This is a genomic window from Mesorhizobium sp. RSR380A, assembly GCF_054719385.1.
In genome coordinates, this window is the sequence record NZ_JBTTIB010000001.1 from 3893443 (window position 1) to 3907616 (window position 14174).

The 14174-nt window shown below is 64.0% G+C and carries 11 protein-coding genes; 7 read left to right on the forward strand and 4 right to left on the reverse strand.

The window, feature by feature from the left end:
- Window positions 1-18: 18 nt before the first annotated feature.
- From proC to ACYG9Z_RS18795, 3 genes are all read right to left on the reverse strand, one after another.
- Window positions 19-834 (reverse strand): pyrroline-5-carboxylate reductase, encoded by an 816-nt coding sequence (gene proC / locus ACYG9Z_RS18785; RefSeq protein ID WP_023701824.1) that lies wholly within the window; start codon window positions 832-834, stop codon window positions 19-21.
- 85 nt (window positions 835-919) lie between these two features.
- Window positions 920-2239, reverse strand: a complete 1320-nt coding sequence (locus ACYG9Z_RS18790; protein WP_023747211.1) for an O-antigen ligase family protein — start codon at window positions 2237-2239, stop codon at window positions 920-922.
- Window positions 2208-3206: a glycosyltransferase family 2 protein gene (locus tag ACYG9Z_RS18795; protein WP_023692395.1), complete on the reverse strand. Its 999-nt coding sequence runs from the start codon at window positions 3204-3206 to the stop codon at window positions 2208-2210. Before ACYG9Z_RS18795 ends, ACYG9Z_RS18790 begins: the two co-directional genes overlap by 32 nt.
- A gap of 172 nt (window positions 3207-3378) precedes the next feature.
- Here ACYG9Z_RS18795 and ACYG9Z_RS18800 point away from each other — a divergent pair, with 172 nt between their 5' ends.
- The 3 genes from ACYG9Z_RS18800 to ACYG9Z_RS18810 are packed head-to-tail and all read left to right on the forward strand — an operon-like array spanning window position 3379 to window position 6262.
- Window positions 3379-4551, forward strand: a complete 1173-nt coding sequence (locus ACYG9Z_RS18800) for a glycosyltransferase (protein ID WP_023751974.1) — start codon at window positions 3379-3381, stop codon at window positions 4549-4551.
- The gene (locus tag ACYG9Z_RS18805; protein WP_023715617.1) at window positions 4548-5342 is read left to right on the forward strand and encodes a WecB/TagA/CpsF family glycosyltransferase; all 795 of its coding nucleotides are present in this window, start codon (window positions 4548-4550) and stop codon (window positions 5340-5342) included. Before ACYG9Z_RS18800 ends, ACYG9Z_RS18805 begins: the two co-directional genes overlap by 4 nt.
- Window positions 5339-6262 (forward strand): DUF6492 family protein, encoded by a 924-nt coding sequence (locus ACYG9Z_RS18810; RefSeq protein ID WP_023669299.1) that lies wholly within the window; start codon window positions 5339-5341, stop codon window positions 6260-6262. The genes ACYG9Z_RS18805 and ACYG9Z_RS18810 overlap by 4 nt, the downstream gene beginning before the upstream one ends.
- Here ACYG9Z_RS18810 and ACYG9Z_RS18815 read toward each other — a convergent pair.
- Entirely contained in the window at window positions 6259-7554 is a 1296-nt protein-coding gene (locus ACYG9Z_RS18815; RefSeq protein WP_023669300.1) for a lipopolysaccharide biosynthesis protein, read from the reverse strand. The two genes, ACYG9Z_RS18810 and ACYG9Z_RS18815, sit on opposite strands and share 4 nt — an antisense overlap.
- Before the next feature lie 198 nt (window positions 7555-7752).
- Here ACYG9Z_RS18815 and ACYG9Z_RS18820 point away from each other — a divergent pair, with 198 nt between their 5' ends.
- The 4 genes from ACYG9Z_RS18820 (at window position 7753) to ACYG9Z_RS18835 (ending at window position 14126) form a co-directional block, all read left to right on the forward strand.
- Complete coding sequence (locus ACYG9Z_RS18820; protein ID WP_023692390.1) at window positions 7753-10041, forward strand: GumC family protein; 2289 nt, start codon at window positions 7753-7755, stop codon at window positions 10039-10041.
- A gap of 355 nt (window positions 10042-10396) precedes the next feature.
- A complete protein-coding gene (gene folD, locus ACYG9Z_RS18825) occupies window positions 10397-11296 on the forward strand; it encodes a bifunctional methylenetetrahydrofolate dehydrogenase/methenyltetrahydrofolate cyclohydrolase FolD (RefSeq protein ID WP_023669302.1) in 900 nt (299 codons plus the stop codon).
- A 17-nt stretch (window positions 11297-11313) separates the two neighbouring features.
- Entirely contained in the window at window positions 11314-12312 is a 999-nt protein-coding gene (locus ACYG9Z_RS18830; RefSeq protein ID WP_032888631.1) for a GlxA family transcriptional regulator, read from the forward strand.
- Between the two features lie 149 nt (window positions 12313-12461).
- Window positions 12462-14126 carry a vWA domain-containing protein gene (locus ACYG9Z_RS18835; protein WP_023697312.1) on the forward strand — a complete coding sequence of 555 codons (1665 nt, stop codon included), beginning with the start codon at window positions 12462-12464 and terminating at the stop codon, window positions 14124-14126.
- Window positions 14127-14174 lie beyond the last annotated feature (48 nt).

Below are 14174 nucleotides of genomic sequence, written 5' to 3' on the forward strand. Positions count from 1 at the left end.
TGACGTATCGCGAACGGTTTACTTCCCCAATTCCACCGACCGCAGCCGCGCGGCTTCCACCGCCTCGGTCAGCAGCTTCGTCAGCCGGTCTTCGCCCATCAGCACGGCAAGGGCGGCTGCCGTGGTTCCGTTGGGGCTGGTCACCTGCTGGCGCAGGACGCCGGGCTCCTCGCCGCTTTCGGCAGCGAGTGCAGCAGCGCCATAGACGGTCTGCATGGCAAGCAGCCTGGCGGTCTCGGTCGGCAGCCCGGCCTTCTCGGCTGCAACCGTAAGCGCCTCGATGAAATGGAAGATGTAGGCCGGACCGGACCCCGAAACTGCCGTCACCGCGTCCATCAGGCCTTCGTCGTCGATCGTCGTCACCACACCGCTCGCCGACAGCAGCTCGGCAACGAAACGCCTGATGTCGTCGGTCACCAGCGGGTTGGAATAGACCACCATCATGCCCTTGCCGATCGCGGCCGGCGTGTTGGGCATGCAGCGGATAACAGGCGCGAGATGGCCGAGTATGTGCTCGAAGGTGGCGACCGGCGTGCCCGCGGCGATGCTGACGAAGGTGGTCCTGCCGTCGCCGAAGCGCTTGTAGGCGGCGGTGACGTCGCGGATCACCTGCGGCTTGACGGCGATGACGACGAGGTCGGGCTCTGCGTCGGCGGGGATCCCGTTCGCTCCCGCGGCGACACTGCAACCGAGGTGCTCGGCGCGCTTGCGCAATTCGGCATTGGGCTCGACCACGAACACGGCTTGCGGGGCAAGCTTGCCGGATTTCAGCCAGCCCGCAAGCATGGCGTAACCCATATTGCCGCAACCGGCGAGAACAAGCCTGATCGTCATTGAGAGCCCTCCGAGACAAGGGTTCTCCTTAGACGCTAGCGGGCAGACGGGAAAGCCCCAAGGGGTGCTGGATCAGGCCAGCCGGTCAAGGTCGCCGGCGTACCGCGATCGGCCGCAGCGACACTTGCCGCAAGCCAAGCACGCCGAGCACGAAGAACAGCCACACCGGGTCGCCGCGATGGAAGAAGAAGCTTTCCAGGAACGCGTTCAGCGCCGTGAACAGCACCACCATCATGAAGAAGTCACCGAGATAGATGTTCTCCTTGCGCGGCGGGATGCGCATGTAGTCGCGCAGCGGCGCGATCACGAAAGTGTAGACGGCAACGCACAGCGCCGGGATGCCCATCAGCACCGCAATGTCGAGATAGCCGTCATGGCCATGCACGATGGTCCGGATGTCCCAGGCCCGGTCGAAAGGCTGGTCCTGGCTCAGCAGCAGCGGCGTGCCCCAGAAGCTTTCATAGCCGTAGCCGGTCCAGGGCTTCTTCGCCAGCATCTCGCCGGAGAACTCCCACAGCGTCGTGCGCCCGGTATAGGTGAGGTCGGGGAAATAGGTGGCCGCCAGCTCTTTCACCGGCGGGATGAAGACGATGCCTAAGGTACCGATGGCCGTCGCAATGATCGCCAGTGCAAACAGGATCGGCGTGCCGAACCGCATGCCGATCATGCCCGGCAGCACGACGATCAGGATCGAGAACGGCACCAGGCCGGCCGTCGTCTTGGATCCGGTGTGCAGCATGAAGATCATCGCCGCGCCGAAGATCGCCACGCCCCAGAATTTCTGGCCGCGCCGGACGAGATAGAGGCCGGCGAAGCTGAAGCAGGCCATGATTGGTCCGGCAATGTTCTTGTGGGCGAACACACCACGCCACAGGCCGGCATGTTCGGGCTCCTGCGAATCGGCCGTATGCAGGGCCTCATGCGGAAAGACGATGAGGCCGATATAGGACAGGCCGATAACGACGATCGCGCAGAATATGATGACTTTCGAAAAACTGTCGGCATCGCGCGGCAGCACCAGGACCGTCGCTATCGTCAGAACGCCAAGCAGCGTGAAGAAGGCCGCGCGCATGGCCGAGGACGGGTCGGTCGCGTTGATGACCGAAAGCATGAAAAAGCCGAGCATCAGAATCCAGGACGGGCTGAGCAGCGAGCGCACCACCTTGGGGTCGGCGAACGTCAGCAGTGAGAAGATCGAAATGGCGCCGAGCGAACTGAAGCCGAGCTGGTTGACGATGTCGCCGCCGTCGCCGGTCAGTTCCGCGCCTGCCGGCTGAAACGGCCGGAACGACACGATGACGACGGCAAATAACAGCGCGGCAATCGCCGTCGCCACGCCGTCGCGGGTGACGATGCCGCCCAGCAGCAGCTCGTCAGTTCTTCTCAGGCTGCCTGTATTGCTCATTGGCGTATCCGAATTCGGCAAGCACGCGGCCGAGCGAGACATAGACGGGGTAAAGCGCCGTCGACAGCGATCCTGTCCGCGCCAATTTGATTGCGCCGCGCACGGGCGAGGCTATCAGCAGCGCCAGGCTTTTTGCAAACACCTTGGCGCCGGCGAATGGCGTGCCGGCGCGCTTCTTCTTTTCGACCAGCGTCGAGATTACACCGTTGCGTAAGGATCGGGCGCGGATCCAGTCAGCCTCGACGCGCCGGGCCGGAACGCCTTCGCGCACCTTTGCCTCGGCGCACCAGCCAAGCACGAAACCTTTCTGCGCCGAGCGGCTGAGGAAGTCGGAATCGCCGCCGCCCATGAAGTTGAACCGCAGGTCGAGGAAGGGTGGCCCCATGATGGTGAGCACATTGCGCCCGACCAGAAGGTTGCCCGAGGAATAGAGTGCGGCCACGCGCCCGGTCTGGCGATAGGGCGGCGCAAACACCGGGTGCTCGGCCCATTTGGCGTGAGCAGGATCGGTAAACACCGGCACTTGCGGGCCACCGACAATGTCGGCGCCAAGCGTCTCCGCCGTCCTGCACATGCGCTCCAGCCAGTCCGCGTCGGCGATCTCGTCATCGTCGATGACCAGCAGGTGGCGGAAATCCGGAAAATGCAGGATCGCCGTCTGCCAGCCAGCATTGTAGGCACTGCAATTGCCCCGCTCATGCGCGATGATGACCATGCCCTTCATATCGTCGCGTTCGAACAGCGGCACGGCCGCCTGGGCGCCCTCACGCGCCTCGGCCTCGTTTTCGATGACGATGACGGCGAAGCGCCGGCTGGTTTGCTGTGCCTTGAGCGACGCCAGCGTTTCGAGCAGCAGTTGCGGCCGCTTGAAGGTCGGCAGCGTGACGACGGCTTCCATCGTCTCTGCGGCGAGCCCCGGAGAGCGTCCCGCAATCGATACCGAACCGTCCGATGGCAAAGGGATCATCCGCTCCAGCCGCATGTTTTGAATCTGGCTTTCGATAACACCGCGACGATAACGTTTCGTTAATCACCTTTCGCAGCGGCGCCTGCCGGTCCGCGCCTTTCAGCCGTTGCGTTGCGTGATTTAATCAAGGGTTCACCCAGCTTTGCTAGTGGCCGACGCCTGGATAGGTGAGATGCATCTGCTGTTCGCCACATCGATCGTGCCCGACGGCGCTCTCGCTTCGGGCTATGAGATCGCCAATGCTGCGATCATCGCCGCCTTGCGGCGCGCCGGCGTGCGCGTCACCGTCATCGGCTTCATCTGGCCGGGCAAGGCGCCCAGCGACCCCGAAAACACCATCGTGCTCGGCGCCGTCGACGTGCGCACGGAAAGCGCCTCGGCGCGGCAGAAGCTCGCCTGGCTTGGCAAGGCGGTGCTGTCAGGGCTCACCTTCGCTTCCGTGAAGCTGCGCGCGGTTTCCGACAGCGAAGTCCGTGCCGCGATCGAGCGCGCCGGTCCCTTCGACGGTTATGTCCTGAATTCCGTGCAGTTCGCCGGCGCCTTCGAAAAACTATTCGCCGACCGTCCCTCGATTTTCGTCGCCCACAATGTCGAACATGGTTCGGCCAAAGAGAATGCGGCAGCAGCAAACAGTCGCTTCCAGCGCCTGCTGTTTGCCCGCGAGGCCAGGCTGCTCAAGACCATGGAGGAGCGGCTCTGCCGCCGGGCTCGCTTCGTCTTCACGCTGGCCGAGGAAGACCGCGCCGCACTCGGCGTTGCCAGCGACGACCGCTCGGCGGTGCTGCCGCTGGTGACCACTGCCACGGCGCCAAAGCCGGTCAAGCCGCGCCGCATCGATTGCGACGCGGCGCTGATCGGCACTTGGACCTGGCAGCCGAACCGCATCGGCCTCGACTGGTTCCTGGAAAAAGTCGTGCCGCATCTTCGCCGGAGCTTTCGCATCAGGGTCGCCGGCAACATGCCGTCGGATATCACCTCTGCCCATCCCGGTGTCGAATTTGTCGGCCGCGTGTCCGACGCCCAGAATTTCGTGCGCGGCGCCGCCGTCATTCCACTGATCAGCACCGCGGGCAGCGGCGTTCAGCTCAAGACCATCGAAACCTTCGAGCTCGGCCTGCCGTCGGTCGCCACCAGCCGTTCGCTGCGCGGCATCGATCATCGCCCGGCAAATTGTTTCATCACCGACGATCCGGCCGCCTTCGCCGGCGCGCTGGAGGCAGCTGCGGCCGATGTCAGGGATGTCGATGGCAGCGCCTTCCATCGCAGGCAGATTAAGGCACTGGATGCCGCCATCAGGCTCGGACTGGAAAAGCTTGGGCCGGTGGGGAAGGAGGTGTTTGCATGAACATGCACACCGCCCGCGCCGCCTTCGGGCTCGATACGCTGAAGACGATCCTTGGCATTTCGGTCCTTGCCATCGGCTGGGATGACGCGATCGCGCTGCTCACTCGTCTGATCGCCGAGCGGCGCTTCACCAAGGTCAGTTTTCTCAACGCTCACAACGCCAACATCGCCTCTACCGATCCGGTCTTTGCCGAGGCGCTCGACGATTTCCTCATCCTGCCTGACGGCGTTGGCGTCGATCTGGCGGCAAAGCTGCTCTACGGCGCGCCGTTCCCGGACAATCTCAACGGCACTGATCTCATTCCGGCCTTTCTGCAGGCATCGGCGAGGCCGCTGACCGTCGGGTTGCTTGGCGCCACCCGCGCCAACGCCGAGGCGGCGTCGGTCAGGCTAGCCGCTCTGGCGGTGCAGCACGAATTCGTCGTCATCCATGACGGCTATTTCTCCCCCGCCGAAGAGCAGGCGATCGTCGATCGCATCGAGGCATTGCGGCCCGACGTGCTGCTTGTGGCCATGGGCGTGCCGCGCCAGGAATTGTGGATCGCCCGTCATATCGATGCCCGCCACTGCACGCTGCCGATCGCCGTCGGCGCGCTGCTCGATTTTCTCTCCGGCACGGTGCCGCGGGCGCCTCTGTGGATGCGCCAGCTGAGGCTCGAATGGTTGTTCCGTCTGTGCATCGAGCCCGGCCGGCTGTGGCGCCGCTACGTCGTCGGCAATCCGGTGTTCCTGCTGCGTGTCGTCAGGCAGAAATTCTCGCGTCGGCCCGAGCCCGCCGGAGAGTTGCGGTGAACAGCCGCGTCGTGCCGAGCCCTGCAGCCGAGACCGGTGCCCTGCCGCAAACGCCGACGGCGGCGGTGGTGACCGCCAGCTATGCGCCGGATTTCGAACGCTGCCGCCTGTTGTGCGAGACCCTCGACCGCCATGTCTCCGGCTTGGCGCATCATTACATTCTGGTCGAGCACCGCGACGTGGCGCTGTTTCGCCAGTTGGAAAACGACCGCCGCAGCGTTGTCGACGAGCGCGACCTGCTGCCGCGCTGGCTGCGTGTGTTCGACGATCCGATGAGCCTCTTTCGCCGTCGCATCTGGCTCAGTCTCAAGACCCAGCCGCTGCGCGGCTGGCATGTGCAGCAGCTGCGCCGCATCGCCATCGCTGCGCATGCTGGAGAAGACGTGCTGGTCTTCTGCGATTCCGACGTCGCCTTCCTCAAGCCATTCGATCTGAGCGCCTTCTGGCGCGACGGCAAGGTGCGGCTGTTCCGGCGCGACGGCGTGCTGTCGAGCGACGGTCACGACGAGCATCGCATCTGGTCGCGCAATGCGGCCTCGGCGATTGGTATCGATGCATCCGAGGTTTCGAACCACGACTATATTTCGACGCTGATCGCCTGGCGCCGTCAGACCGTGACGGCGATGTGCGCCGAGATCGAGAAGGTGCACGCGCGCGGCTGGGTCGAGGTCATCGCTTCAGTGCGCCGGTTCTCCGAATGCATGATCTATGGCCGCTATGTCGACGATGTGCTGGGGGGCGCCGGCCATTTCCACGGCTCGGAGGAATTCTGCCGCGTGCACTGGACCGGGGAGGCGCTGTCGGATGACGAATTCCGCAGCTTCGTCGCCGCTATGGCACCGGGGCAGGTGGCGATCGGCATGCAATCCTTCATCGGCACCGATATCGGCCGCATCCGCCGCCTGATCGGATTGGCTTAGATTGCCTTGGCGGGCTTGCGCAGCGCCGAATAGGTTAGCAGCGCCGAGGCGAGATAGAGCAGCAGGAAGACGACATTGAGCGATACGACAAGCCTGGGCGTGTCGGCAATCGTGGTCAGCACATAGGTCAACAGCACCGCCTTCAGCCCCGCCAGCAGGCCGAGGTTGAGCGCCCTGAGCGCGGTCTGGCCGCGCGCGAACAGCAGCTCGGCCTGGTATTCGACCAGGTTGCGCAGTCCCGGCACGCCGATTGCCAACGCCACCAAGGGCGCCGCCTCGGCGACATTCCGGCCAAGTGCATTGGGGAAGAAATGCAGCACGATGCCGAGTGCGGCCAGTGCCAATGTCGACACCAGGAACACGCCGGCTTCGATACCGCTCTTGACCCGCAGTCGCGACAACAGCTCCGGCGCCCGCATCATCCTCTGCACCAGCATCATCGAGAAGGTGCGGATCGGGATTGCCGTCAGGTCGACCAGCCGCATGATGATGGCATAGATGCCGGCCAGATGCGGCCCGCCGATCGCCAGCACGAGCAGCTTGTCGAATTCCGACTGCAGGTAGAACAGCACTTCGGCTCCTGCAACATAGATCGAATCGGCAAGCCGCCTGAGATAGAGCTCGGTGCGCAGCCTCAGCCGCTGGCGTGGATAATAGAAGCCGAAGGCCAGCAGCAGCGAGGCGGCGTTGGCGCCGATGTAGAACAACGACCAGATCCAGACGCTGTGCTGGCCCGATAGCATGAACAGCACGGCGCCCAGCGCGCGGAACGCCGTGGCCACGATCGACAGCACGGCGGCGCGGCCGAATTTGCCGAGCCCGTTGTTGACGATCAGCACCACCTCGACCGGCCGCCACAAAAGCGCCTCTGCAAAGACGATTGCGGCAAAGACGGCCAGCGGAACGGTGCTGGCGAAGAAGATCAGGTAGACGCCCCAGGAGGCCGCCGCCAGCAGTGGTAAGGACACGGCGCCAAGCAAAAGGAAGCCGGCGGTGAAGGTGCCGATCAGATTGGGGCGGATGGTGGCTGTGCGGTAAAGCGCCGAGATGAAGCCGAAAGCGAGGATGCGCGACAGCATGACGCCGGCCGCCGAGGCGGTGGCGAACATGCCGAACTCGGCAATCGACAGCGTGTTGGCAAGTGCGATGAAATAGGCAAGCGAGAACACCAGCCGCCCGCCGGCGCCGCTGATGGCTGAAAGATAGTCGCGAACCAGCCCCCGTCTTTCGGCGAGGAAGGTGCCGATGCGGGCGAGTGTCCGCCTTTGCGGTATGTCGCTGGCCTGCGTCATATCGAGGAAAGCCGTAAGCCGCAAAGCTTAACGTGCGGTTCTGACGCCATTTTACAGATCCCGGCAATGCGTGGCGAAGCGAGAAACTTTCACTTGCAGACTTCGGAAATTAACCTTTTGTTTCCCATGCCTGTTTAGCGTGACTTAACGATTGGCCGACCGCCGCTCCTGCGCCGTCGAAGGTAAAGTTTCGAGACAATGGTCGACAGGGAAAACCGTGAAGACTGGAGGCGCGAGCGCTCCCTCCTGGCGCTCGGCAAAGCCGTGCGCGGCGATGAGGCGGCGGATGCGTCGGCGGTCTCGATCGGTGACCGGGTGGATCCGTCATGGCGCGAGGACGCCGCCACGCGTCACCGCATAGCCCGCTCGCAACGCGAGGCGCGGTCGAATCCGGCGCCAACGTCACCGCCCGAGCCGCCGCAGTTCCAGGCCGACGGCGAACCCGTTTCGGCCGCCAGCGCGCGTGAGGAGCCTGTTTCCGGCCGGCGTCAGCAGCACGCCGCCTATGAGCTCCGCTCTTTCCACGAGCAGCGACCGGACCGCGACGACGATGACGGGCAGGAATGGAAGCCGCTGATCGATCCGCTCCAGGTCGTCCGCGGCATTAGTCGTTCCAAGTTGCTGATCGTCTCGACGACGATATTGGGCACGGTGCTCGGCGTCGCCGTCGCCGTTTCGACACCGAAGAAATACGAAGCCACCACACAGATGGTCATCGAGCCAGGCGACCTGAAGCTTTCCGACAACGATCTCACCCAACCGGTCGGGCAGCCCGATGCGGCGCTGGCTGTTGTCGAAACCCGCATCAAGATGGTGACATCCGGCAAGGTCCTCGACAAGGTCGTGGCCGATCTCAATCTCGTCGACGATCCGGAATTCAACGGACAGGGCTCTGGCGGCCTTGGCGTCCTGTCGCTCATTCGCTCGATACTGTCGCGCCAGGATGGCCCTGGCGGCGGCGGTGAAGTGCGCCGCCAGGCGCTGGCGGTCGGCAATCTGGCCAAGAGCCTGTCGGTTGAGCGCAGCGGCAAGAGCTTTGTCGTTTCCATCAGCGCCACCACTCAAAGCGCCGACAAATCGGCGAAGATAGCCAATACGACCAGGGACGTTTTCCAGCAGGAGGCGGCCCAATACCAGTTCGGGATGGCCGGGCGCGCGACGGACCAGCTGACGGCCAAGCTCGATGACCTGCGCAAGAATGTCGAGACAGCGGAGCGCAAGGTCGAGGATTTCAGGGCCACGCATGATCTCGTCGACGCGCAGGGCCATCTGATCAGCGACGACCAGATGCTGAAGCTCAACGAGCAGCTCTCAGTCACCCGGGCCCGTACGCTGGAACTCAATGCCCGGGCCGCGTCGGCGCGTTCGCTGGACGTCAATTCGGTCATCAACGGCACCTTGCCGGAAGAAATCAATTCCAACACGATGAGCGAACTGCGCGCGCAATATGCAGTTTTGAAGCAGGAGGCCGACCGCGCCGCCGTGCGTCTGGGACCGCGTCATCCCGAATACCAGGCGCTCAACGCCCAGCTCGACGGCTCGCGCGAGCGCATCGCAGGCGAACTGCGCCGCATCGCCTCGTCGCTGCAGGTCGATTTGAAGCGCTCGGTTCAGCTTGAGCAGGATCTCGCTTCCCGCCTGGCTCAGGCAAAGGTCCAGAGCGGCGACGTCAACAGCGATCTGGTCAGCCTGCGCGAACTGGAGCGTGACGCCACGGCCAAACGCTCCGTCTACGAACAGTACCTTCTGCGCGCCAAGGAGACCGGCGAACAGCAAAACATCAACACCACCAACATCAATCTGATGACCCCCGCGCAACCGCCGCTCGAACCCAACGGACCGTCGCGGGCTGTAATAGCGATGGCCGGCCTGCTGCTCGGGCTTGCTTCGGGCATCGGTGTCGGCGCCATGCGCGGCGCCTTTGCCAGCCTGCGCGGCGCTGCCAATTCGCGTTCGCGCGGCAGAATGGACGAGCGCCCCCCTCCGGTCGAGGACAAGGTCTATCGCGCGCCGCTGCCTGTGGCGCCGCCACCGGCAGCACCTCCGGTGTTGCCGACCGCGGCCGCTCCCGCCCGGAGCCCAGGTCTGTTCGACGGACTGTTCTCGGCGATGCGCAAAGCCGCGCCGGGTAGCGGGACGTCAGGCGAACCCGTCGAGACCTACCGCGCCCAACCAGCCGCCGAATATACAAGGCCGGTGCAGGAGCCTGTGGGCTATCGCCAGCCGGACTTCCGGAACGAGGTTCCGCACGCCAATTCCCCTGCGCAGCAGCCTGGCTACGCGCAGCCTCGTCAGCCGGCTGACTATGCCTATTCGCAGGCTCAGCCGATGCCCGCGGCGTCCGGGCCGTGGTCTTCTCCGCAGCCCGCTGGGGCGGCGCCGGAAGACCAGCAGGCGCAAATCGACGATATCCGCGCCAGCCTGCGCGAATTTCGCGAAGCGGTGCGCGAACTCACCGAAAGCCGTTCGCACCGCCGCTATTTCTGAGCAATTCCAGGAAAAGTGTGAAACGGTTTTCCCGGGAAAAGCGCGTAGCGCGCTTTCCCTTGGGAATTGCGTCAAAACAAGAAATAGAGCGGTTCAGCCTTTCCGTGAAAGGATGAGTCGCTCTGAGCCCGTCAGCACAGAATAAAAGCTGCCGGTTTCGAGTTTACGGCATGTGACGGCGCTTTGACGGGATTGCTTAGGCCAAATTTCGTGACAATGCCGCGCAGCATGGCGCCCAAAAAACGCTGCCGTCGGGCTTTACCCGAATGGGCGGAACGTTTGGAACAACGACATGCACGAAGCAACGTTCAAGGCGCGCGCCGCGCCTTGGCTGGAATGATGTCGAGGATGGTTCATGGCCGAAGTGATTGACGGAAAGATCGTCGCCGCAGACGTGGTTCAGAAGGTCAAGGCCTTGACCGAGGACCTGGTCGCCAAGGGAAAGGCCCAGCCCGGCTTGGCGGTGGTCATCGTCGGCGAGGATCCGGCAAGCCAGGTCTATGTCGCGTCGAAGTCGCGCACCGCCAAGGAATGCGGCTTTCATTCGCTGCAGCACACACTGCCGGCCGACACGTCCGAAGCGGCACTGCTGAAGATCATCGGCGAACTCAACGCCGATCCGGCCATCAACGGCATTCTGGTGCAGCTGCCGCTTCCCGCCCATATCGATGCCGGCAAGATCATCCAGGCCATCGCGCCACAAAAGGATGTCGACGGCTTTCATTTCATCAATGTCGGCAAGCTCGGCACCGGCGAACTCGAAACAGCCTTCGTGCCCTGCACGCCGGCTGGCTCCATGCTTTTGATCGAACGCGTGCGCGGCAAGGATCTTTCCGGCCTCAACGCGGTCGTCGTCGGCCGCTCCAACATCGTCGGCAAGCCGATGGCAAATCTGTTGCTTGCCGCCAACTGCACCGTCACCATTGCCCACAGCCGCACCAAGGATCTGCCGGCGCTGGCCCGCACAGCCGACATTCTGGTTGCCGCCGTCGGCCGGCCCGAAATGATCAAGGGCGACTGGGTCAAACCCGGCGCCACCGTGATCGATGTCGGGATTAACCGCATTGCCGCACCCGAGAAAGGCGAAGGCAAAACCCGCCTCGTCGGCGATGTAGCCTATGCCGAAGCGGCCAAGGCCGCCGGCGCCATCACCCCCGTGCCCGGCGGTGTCGGACCGATGACCATTGCCATGCTGATGGCCAATACGTTAGCCTCAGCCTACCTTGCGGCCGGCTTGAAGCGGCCTTCCTTCTGACCCAGAAAGCAGCTTCTTTGCCGAACCTTACTATTCCCTCTGAACGGCCGGTCGTGGATGATCCCGTTCAAGGGGGCCGGCAATTCGCGTTCCTGCTGGTCGACAAGTTTTCGATGTTTTCGTTGGCAGCGGCGATCGATACCTTCCGCTCGGCCAACCGCCTGCTCGGCCGCGATTTCTATGGCTGGACGACGGTCTCGGCCGACGGCGATCCCGTCATGGCCTCCAACGGCCTGCCGCTCAAGATCGACTATGCCGTCGCCGATTTGCCGCCGGTCGATATCCTGTTCGTGTCGGTGGGCCTGTCGGTCGAGTTCCCCGGCAAGAGCAAGGTGCTGGCGGCGCTGCGCAGCTGGGGCCGGCGCGGCAATGCGCTCGGCGCGCTGTCGGTGGGCTCTTACCTCCTGGCCGAAGCCGGTCAGCTCGAAGGTTATCGCTGCACCATCCATTGGGAAAACCGCGCCGGCTTCGTCGAGCGCTTTCCCGACATCAATTGCACCGGCAACGTCTTCGAGATCGACCGCAAGCGCTACACATGCGCCGGCGGCACCACCTCGATCGACCTGATGCTGGAGATCGTGCGTGGCGACTTCGGCTCGAACCTCGCCAACGGCGTTGCCAACCAGTTCCAGCATGAGCGCATCCGCTCCGCCGGCGACCGCCAGCGCGTCGGGCCGGAGCGCGACCTGACCGGCAAGTCGGAGAAGCTAAGGCGCATCGTCGAACTGATGGCCGACCATCTCGACGAGCCGCTATCAGCCGTGCAGCTTGCCAAATCGGCGGGCCTGTCGGTGCGCCAGGTCGAGCGCTTGTTCCTGCGCCATTTGAGCGTCACGCCCGGTCGTTACTACATGCGGCTCAGGCTTGAGCGGGCGCGCGAACTGCTGCGCCAGACCAACATGCCGATCCTCGACGTGGCCATTGCCACCGGCTTTACCTCGCACTCCTATTTCGCGCAGAGCTATCGGCTGCAGTTCGGCCGTCCGCCTTCCGAAGAGCGGCGCACCACGTACTGACGCGGTGCTGAGCCGGCCTCGGAACAGGCCTCGGCCGGCGCCGATCCTGTTACACGGCAACCGTTCGTAACCCGCTCCGGGGCTTGTGCCCGGACGCGCCGTCAAATAGCTTCCGGCGCGGATCAGAGGGCGGTCTCAAGGAGATTTCCATGGCGGGACTTTTGCGGAGCGTCGCTGCGGCGCTGCTCCTTTTGTCGATGACTTCGCTCGGCTTTGCCGCCAACAAGGTCATCATCATTCTTGACGCTTCGGGCTCGATGTGGGCCCAGATCGACGGCAAGCCGAAGCTCGAGATCGCGCGCGAATCGCTGAGGACCGTGCTGCAGTCGGTCCCGGGCGACGACGAGATCGGCTTCATGGCCTATGGCCACCGCGAAAAGGGCAGCTGCGACGACATCGAACTGATCGTGCCGCCGCAAGCCGGCTCGGCTAGCGCCATTTCGGCCGCTGCCGACAGCCTGAAATTCCTCGGCAAGACGCCGCTGACCGCAGCCGTCAAGCAGGCGGCCGAAGCTCTGAAATACACCGAGGACAAGGCGACCGTGGTCCTCATCACCGATGGGCTTGAAACCTGCGAAGGTGACCCGTGCGCGCTGGGCAAGGAACTGGAGGCCTCAGGCGTCGATTTCACAGTCGACGTCGTCGGCTTCGGCCTGACCGCTGACGAGGGCAAGCAGATCGCCTGCCTTGCCGACAACACCGGCGGCAAATATATCCAGGCCTCGGACGAGAAGGCGCTGCAGGAAGCACTGGTCGAAACCGTCGCCGCGCCGGCTCCGGCACCTGAACCCGCACCGGCGCCAGCCCCAGCTCCAGCCCCTGAACCGGCAAAGCCCGAATTCAATTTCATCCCGAGCGTGGTCATGGCCGAAGGCGGCGATCCGATCACCGACGGCAATGCCTGGGAGGTCTACAAGGCCAAGGCCGATGGCACGCACGGCGAGGCCGTCACCACCCAGTACAACAACTACGAGGCCAATCTCGAGCCGGGCGACTATGTCGTCGTCGCGCGCGCCGACGAAGCTCGGGCGGAACAGAAGGTCAAGATCGAGGCGGGCCAGGTCTACAAGCCGCTCTTCACCTTGAACGCCGGCACCATGCTCATCCATCCAAAGCCAAGCCAGGGCGCCGAGATCAGTGACGAAGCCGATGTCGACTTCGCCTTCCCGGGCGGCAGCACCACCCACTATGGCGACACCAGGATCATCGTGCCGGCTGGTGAGCAGAAGGTGACGGTTGCGATCGGCAGCGGCTCGGTGACCGAGAACATCCAGCTCGCCGCCGGGCAGACTGTGGAAAAAGACATAGTCGTCGGCGTCGGCCATGCCGCCGTCAACGCCTACTACACTGCAGGTGGCGACAAGGCCGACTCCTCGGGCATCAGCGTCCAGATCGTCAAGGCCAAGAAAAAGATCGACGGCTCGCGTGACGATGTCGCCCACTCCTATGGGCCCGACAGCAAATTCTGGCTGCCGCCGGACGATTATGTCGCGGTCACCTCGCTTGAGCTCGCAACCGTCGAGCAGCCTTTCAGCGTCAAGGTTGGCGACGTCAAGGACGTCAAGGTGACGCTCGATGCCGGCGTGCTGGTGATGTCGGCGCCGGGCGCCTATTCGATCGAGGTGCTGTCGTCGAAGAAGGATATCCAGGGCAACCGCAAGGCGCTCGGCCTGAACTATGGCGACACCTGGCAGCAGACTATCCCGGCCGGCGACTATGTCGTCCTCCGCCACATGCCCGATCAAGGCCATGACAAGGAAATGCCGGTGACGGTCAAGGCCGGCGAACGGAGCGAGATTACGGTTCAGCCGTAATCGCCATCCATCCCTCACCAAAGGGCGGCCTCAAACCGAGCTCGAGCC